General features: G+C 37.9%; 6 protein-coding genes. 3 read left to right on the top strand and 3 right to left on the bottom strand.

What is annotated here, in order from left to right:
- Nucleotides 1-261 precede the first annotated feature (261 nt).
- Nucleotides 262-1245: a DUF1517 domain-containing protein gene (locus tag GNE10_RS31510; protein WP_185569853.1), complete on the bottom strand. Its 984-nt coding sequence runs from the start codon at nucleotides 1243-1245 to the stop codon at nucleotides 262-264.
- A 589-nt stretch (nucleotides 1246-1834) separates the two neighbouring features.
- Nucleotides 1835-1969, bottom strand: coding sequence for a hypothetical protein (locus GNE10_RS36280; RefSeq protein WP_260447112.1), 135 nt, complete (start codon nucleotides 1967-1969; stop codon nucleotides 1835-1837).
- 229 nt (nucleotides 1970-2198) lie between these two features.
- On the opposite strand from GNE10_RS36280, the gene GNE10_RS31505 reads away from it, so the two are divergent.
- The 3 genes from GNE10_RS31505 to blaOXA all read left to right on the top strand — a co-directional run bounded on the left by GNE10_RS31505 (nucleotide 2199) and on the right by blaOXA (nucleotide 5407).
- Nucleotides 2199-3428 (top strand): glycosyltransferase family 4 protein, encoded by a 1230-nt coding sequence (locus GNE10_RS31505; protein WP_185569851.1) that lies wholly within the window; start codon nucleotides 2199-2201, stop codon nucleotides 3426-3428.
- Nucleotides 3429-3626: 198 nt separating this feature from the next.
- Entirely contained in the window at nucleotides 3627-4124 is a 498-nt protein-coding gene (locus tag GNE10_RS31500; protein WP_185569849.1) for a hypothetical protein, read from the top strand.
- Nucleotides 4125-4603: 479 nt separating this feature from the next.
- Nucleotides 4604-5407, top strand: coding sequence for a class D beta-lactamase (gene blaOXA, locus GNE10_RS31495; protein ID WP_185569855.1), 804 nt, complete (start codon nucleotides 4604-4606; stop codon nucleotides 5405-5407).
- 65 nt (nucleotides 5408-5472) lie between these two features.
- On the opposite strand, the gene thiS is transcribed toward blaOXA, so the two are convergent.
- Nucleotides 5473-5682: a sulfur carrier protein ThiS gene (thiS, locus tag GNE10_RS31490; RefSeq protein WP_185569848.1), complete on the bottom strand. Its 210-nt coding sequence runs from the start codon at nucleotides 5680-5682 to the stop codon at nucleotides 5473-5475.
- Nucleotides 5683-5707 lie beyond the last annotated feature (25 nt).

The raw sequence follows: 5707 nt of genomic DNA, 5'->3' as shown, positions 1-5707 counted from the left end.
GTGTGGGAGGTGTGGGAGGTGTGGGAGGATGTGGAAGAAATCTTTCCCCCCACACTCCCCACACTTCCCCATCTTTCCATCTCCCCTTTCCCCTTTACCCTTTCCCTTTAACCTTTAACCTTTTCCCCATCTCCCCATCTCCCACCTGCGGAAAGCTAAAGCTACATCTCCCGTATTGCCTATGTCCTCAAAAAATAGCAGGGTAGCACAGCTAAGTGTGCTACCCTACTGTGGTCTATTCAAGTATCGATCGCTGTAAATTTAAACCAGTCTCAAATCAGAATAATTTGCCAACACATCATCTGATGTCAGGGTGTCGCCTTGGGCTTGGGGAGTCCAAAGAACTTCAATTGCTAGCAGTCTATCGCTGGGGATACTACCAATTTGCCGCAGGACTTGACGCAAATCATCTGCGCTGTTGATTTGTGGAATTTCAGATTTTCCTAGTGTCGCCGCTAATAAGGTGACGATAATATATTCACCTGGGCCTTCGCTAATTAGACGGGTAGGGTTGTCAATTTCTTCAGCTGGGGGTAAAGCTTCTTTGGCTAAGGCTGCTCTGAGTTGGTTGTTGACGTTAGTGAGAGTTTCTTCGCTAAATTTGCTGCGTTCTGCTAATGATAAGCGGTTGAACTGAGCTTCAGCTGAATTTAATCTGGCTTGTTGAGTTTCACCACCTGCGTATACCCAATACTCTGGATGGCGTAGTAAAGCTAAACTGGCTTCTTGGAGTATTTCTGCTCTTCCTTCTGGGGAGTTGGTATCAGCAGTTTCAGCAATGTGGTTGAGTTCATTTTGCAAACCACGAGCTTGAGCTAATAAGCCTACTTGCAAACGAGTTACGGAAACTGGAGAACTGGTGGTGTAGTCTGCTTGTTGTGTTTCACCACTGGAAGCGCGACGGAAGCTTTGTACTAGGAAATTAGCGATCGCTATAAATATTAAAATCCCAAATATACTACCAAATCCGCCTCCGATTCCCCAAAAAGGAATTAAGAAGGGAAAGCCAAAACCACCACTGGGATAATATCCACCACCGGGATAATATCCGCCTCCACCTGGAGGTGCGTATGTACGCGGTGTATAGGTACGGCTAGAAGGTACTCTAAATGAACCACCGCCAATTCTTCCGCCACTAGCAGCTAAAGCGCCGTCGGCGTGACTCAAAGCCAATGTCAACACCAGGCTGAGGGCTAAGAAGGTTTTTACTAGCGGTTTGATGGTTTGTCGTAGTTTTTTATGCATAATACAATCGCTTCAAAAACGGAATTTTTTATGATTTTTCCCTCTGTTATTGGGATTTTTGTGGTGTGTAACTCATACTAGCCCGTAACAACCTTTGCCATTTGTAGCATTCACTTTTATTTGCTACACATTCACTTTACCGCGTTAGATCTTCGCTATGTAGCGATCGCAGGGGGGATTTCTCTACAGGAGAACCGTACCTTAAGATATGTTCTTAATTAGAGAAATTGGCGATGGAGAATTCAACAATCCTAAATTTAAATTTTGAAAAATATCTTTGGTGAGTATTGACGCTTGAATGTCAATAGCTTCTACTAAGATTTAACAAATTATTTAGGATTGCTATTGTTGCTATTTTTTCGACTAGCACTTCCTGACTACAGTTTTGAATTATACAGATGATTTGAAATTTTAGTAATTATTTTGACTGATGTTTATAATACTTGGCGCTAATATTTTCTTTTAATCGCCTAATTTTTGTAAAAAATTACACACAAATATTCACAGCTTTCAAGTAAAAACATATTTCATTTACCTAGTAAAGAATCACCAATTCCTGGCCATAACCGTTAACCCTTAAGTTTCACAGTCAACACTCAAAGGCATCTTGGCATTCTGGCACAACTGTGGAGACGATTTCAGATATTCTGTTAAACGTAGCTAAATTTCCAAATTTTCGCCACGGTCGCTTGTGGAGCGATTTAGCTGCAAGGGATAGCTTCATAATCTATTGTTGACGAAGTATAAAAATTCTCAAGTGATGAGAAATCTGTTAAATGAAATCAAATATACACAAATAAAACCTAATATTACTGGCTAAGATTTTCAAATCAGCTTAGAATTTATCTACTGGATTCGTGAGAAGAACAAACAAAAATTATTCTGGATTGGAAAATCGTCTCAATTGTAAATAAATACAAAAAACATTTAAAAATCGAGTTTTTAAGTTGATTATGGAACATATTTCTCAACTCACAGCCCAAATTAGAGACGAAACTGCACATCCGGATATTCTGGTTATATCCAGAATCTTCTTACCGAAACAAGCTGTCATTGGGGAATATATCTACAATCGTTGTCTGCAAGATCCAGAACGAGTGATTGTGTTGACAGCTGGTTGCTCAGGAGATAAAGTATTCGATGAAAATCAACAGTTTCCTATATATCGCTGGTATTATCCAAAATACTGGCAAAGTGGTTGTCTAGGAAGTCTTATCAAGCCGTTGGTGAATATTGTCTGCTCGTTTGTGCTAGCAATTAGACTTTATTTTCGCTATCACTACCGTTATATTGAGTGGGGCCACGGCTATGATTTTCCTTCAGTGTTGCTGTTGAGCTATTTGTTACCAATTCGCTTTTTTATCTATCTGCATGGTAACGATTTAGTGGTTCCGTTACATAATCCGGTGTGGCGATCGCTATTCAAATTAACACTTCGTAGAGCTGAAGGCATTGTTTGTAACAGTTCTTATACACTAAACTATCTCAGAAGTGCCTTGCGCTTAGAAACACCAACTTATGTCATCAACCCAGTAATCAGACCAGAAAAATTTGGCAATGGCGCAACTTTAGCTAGTCTAGACGATTTACGCCTGCAAGTGCGTCAAAGTTACAACATTCCCGAAACAGCAATAGTTATTCTCTCCGTAGGAAGGTTAGTAAAACAGAAAAGCTTTGAGAACGTGATTGATAACATTCCACTATTGCTAACTTTTGGGGTAGATGTCCACTATATAATTTGCGGTCAAGGGCCTTGTGAGTCAGAACTCAAATGTCTCGCACATCGCTTGCGAGTAAATAAACGAGTCCACTTTGCTGGATATGTACCAGAAAAGGAATTAGCTGGTTATTATGCAGCTTGTGACATATTTGCCATGCTGAGTTTATTGGATACAAAACATAATCACATAGAAGGTTTTGGTATCGTTTATTTAGAAGCAAGTTACTTCGGTAAACCTGTAATTGCTCCTCGTTTGGGTAGTGTTTTAGACACAGTTAAACACGAGGAAAATGGCATACTTGTGAATCCTAATTCTGGTTACGACGTTTTTCAAGCCTTTAATCGGTTGTGCAAAGACCCACAGCTACGAGAACAACTTGGTCGCAAAGGCAAAGAATTAGCTAATCGTAGAACTCTTCATCGTTCGCTGTACAAATCAGAGACAAAAAACACAATTTTGTAAGATTAATTAACGCCTCACTTAATAAATTTTCACAGAATTCAATTGAATTGCTGAACAGATTTTTCAAATCGTTCAGCATATTTGATATTAGGGATAGAAAATTATAAACAAGATTAATCATTTCTTCTTTATAAAATCCAATACTGTAGAATAACACTGACTAAAGTTGAGATACATTCACTACATCTAAATTCAATCATGAAAATCAAAAAAATGATTGCTGGTTTATGCGTAGGTTTAATGTTAATTGTTTCCTTTCCTAAGCCCGTAAAAGCTGAACCAATTACTATTTTGGGAATTCTTAAGATTATCGGCTTAATCACTACAGTAGGTGGGTTTTGGGTTGCTGTGCAACAAGCTACCCTAGCAGAACATAATACTGCTACTAACTCTCTTTTAAAACATTTAGAAGGTAATGCCGAGTTTCCTGTAAACGGTTATTGTGTAAGCCCTGACATCAAAAATGGAACAATAAAAAAAGGCTGGTTCGTTTCTATTGATGACAAAAAATACTTATATCCCCTAGTTAAATCTGAATTCTGTAAAGTAGGTGGCATATCTCCAACTAAAAATGGTAAATACATTATTGGTATTTTTACTAGTGAATATCATGCTAAAAATTTCGCTAAAGTAGTCAGATATAGAACAGAAAATGAAATTAATGTATATGTCAGTAACAAAGCAATAGAATTTTAATTAATAAATTAAAAAAATATACTCTTTATAATGCTATACATTTAGATATAGCAATCCTATTTGGTTTTTGAACAAAATTCCGTCACTTTACTCTTTTACAACCCTATTGCCTATTGCCTCTTGCCTGCCTATACAGATAAATTCATTAATAAAATTGGACTGCTATATTGCAAAAAATTTTATCAATAGTACAGCAAATAAGTAGAACGATTTGAAAAAACCAAACTATGTAAAGGAATGTAAAAAACTTGGCATCTAGTCCGTAATAAGGACTAAAGTCCTTACTACAAACCTTTAATTATTTACACCGTTCTACTTATTTCCGGAATAGAGCAAAGTTGCGGTGTAGAATCACGCTTGTGATTCAATTAACTGCAATGAAAAATATCTTATCTACTGGATTGCAATTTATTCGAGAGATTCAGCCAAAGCAAGTTTTTCTTTTCACAGTTATTGGATGTTTTGCTGTATTGAGTGTGATGAATTTTGGCAGAATGTACGTTCAGGCTCAACCAGCTGTAAATCCATCTGAAAGTCCAACAATGTTGACTGTGAAAACATCTAATTTCAAGCGACATTTTCAAGAGTTTGGGCGTGAAGGCTCAATCTTGATTTACGACTCCAACAACAAGCGCACTTATGAATACAATTCTCAACGTAATGCAACTGCGGTTCCTCCAGCTTCCACATTCAAAATTTTTAACTCTTTGGTGGCGCTAGAAACAGGTGTAATTCGTGATGATGTAGCAGTTTTAACTTGGGATGGAATTGTGCGAGAAATCGATGCTTGGAATCGTGATACAAATTTGCGTCAAGCTTTTAAAGATTCAACTGTTTGGTTCTATCAAGTATTGGCACGTAGAATCGGATATGAAAAGATGCAGCAATTTATTAATAAAGTAGGCTACGGTAACCGTCAAATTGGTACTACCGCAGACATCGATCGCTTTTGGTTACAAGGGCCATTGCAAATTACACCCCAACAGCAAATCAAGTTTTTGCAACAGTTATATCAAAGCGATTTGCCTTTTTCCCAACGAAGCATAAATCTTGTCAGAGACATTATGATTCGCGAACAAACTCCGAATTATACATTGCGGGGAAAAACTGGATGGTTAACGATTTCCAAACCAAATATCGGTTGGTTCGTAGGTTATTTAGAACAAAACAAAAACGTTTATTATTTCGCAACAACTCTTGATATGTATAAGCCAGAAGATGCACCCGCCCGCATCGAAATTACACGACGCAGCCTCAAGGATTTGGGATTAATGACAAATTAATGAATTTTAAATTTTGGATTATTTAATCTAAAATCCAAAATCTAAAATTGTGTGGCTAAAGTTAATTAACCACCACCAACAATAGTAACCACTTCTAGGCGATCGCCTGACTGGATTTTTGTTTCTGGCCAAAACTGGCGGTGTAAAATTTCGCCATTATACTCCACCGCCACTAAACGCGGATTGAAACCCAACTGTTGCAGTAAATCAGTTAAAAGAATTCCAGACAAACAGCCACGGCTTTCACCATTTATCTGAACCGTAATCTCATTCATAAATTGGGGAATGGGGGATGGGGGA

The organism is Nostoc sp. 2RC, assembly GCF_014222165.1.
In the GTDB taxonomy this organism is placed as follows: Bacteria; Cyanobacteriota; Cyanobacteriia; order Cyanobacteriales; family Nostocaceae; genus Nostoc; species Nostoc linckia.
Note: the sequence above shows the minus strand (reverse complement) of the source record. Positions and strands in the feature narration are given on the sequence as shown.

Excerpts from the sequence above, each read along its gene's own strand:
- GNE10_RS31510 (WP_185569853.1), bottom strand. The coding sequence starts at position 1,245 with ATGCATAAAAAACTACGACAAACCATCAAACCGCTAGTAAAAACCTTC.
- blaOXA (WP_185569855.1), top strand. The coding sequence starts at position 4,604 with ATGAATTTTGGCAGAATGTACGTTCAGGCTCAACCAGCTGTAAATCCA.
- GNE10_RS31505 (WP_185569851.1), top strand. The coding sequence starts at position 2,199 with ATGGAACATATTTCTCAACTCACAGCCCAAATTAGAGACGAAACTGCA.
- thiS (WP_185569848.1), bottom strand. The coding sequence starts at position 5,682 with ATGAATGAGATTACGGTTCAGATAAATGGTGAAAGCCGTGGCTGTTTG.
- GNE10_RS31500 (WP_185569849.1), top strand. The coding sequence starts at position 3,627 with ATGAAAATCAAAAAAATGATTGCTGGTTTATGCGTAGGTTTAATGTTA.
- GNE10_RS36280 (WP_260447112.1), bottom strand. The coding sequence starts at position 1,969 with ATGAAGCTATCCCTTGCAGCTAAATCGCTCCACAAGCGACCGTGGCGA.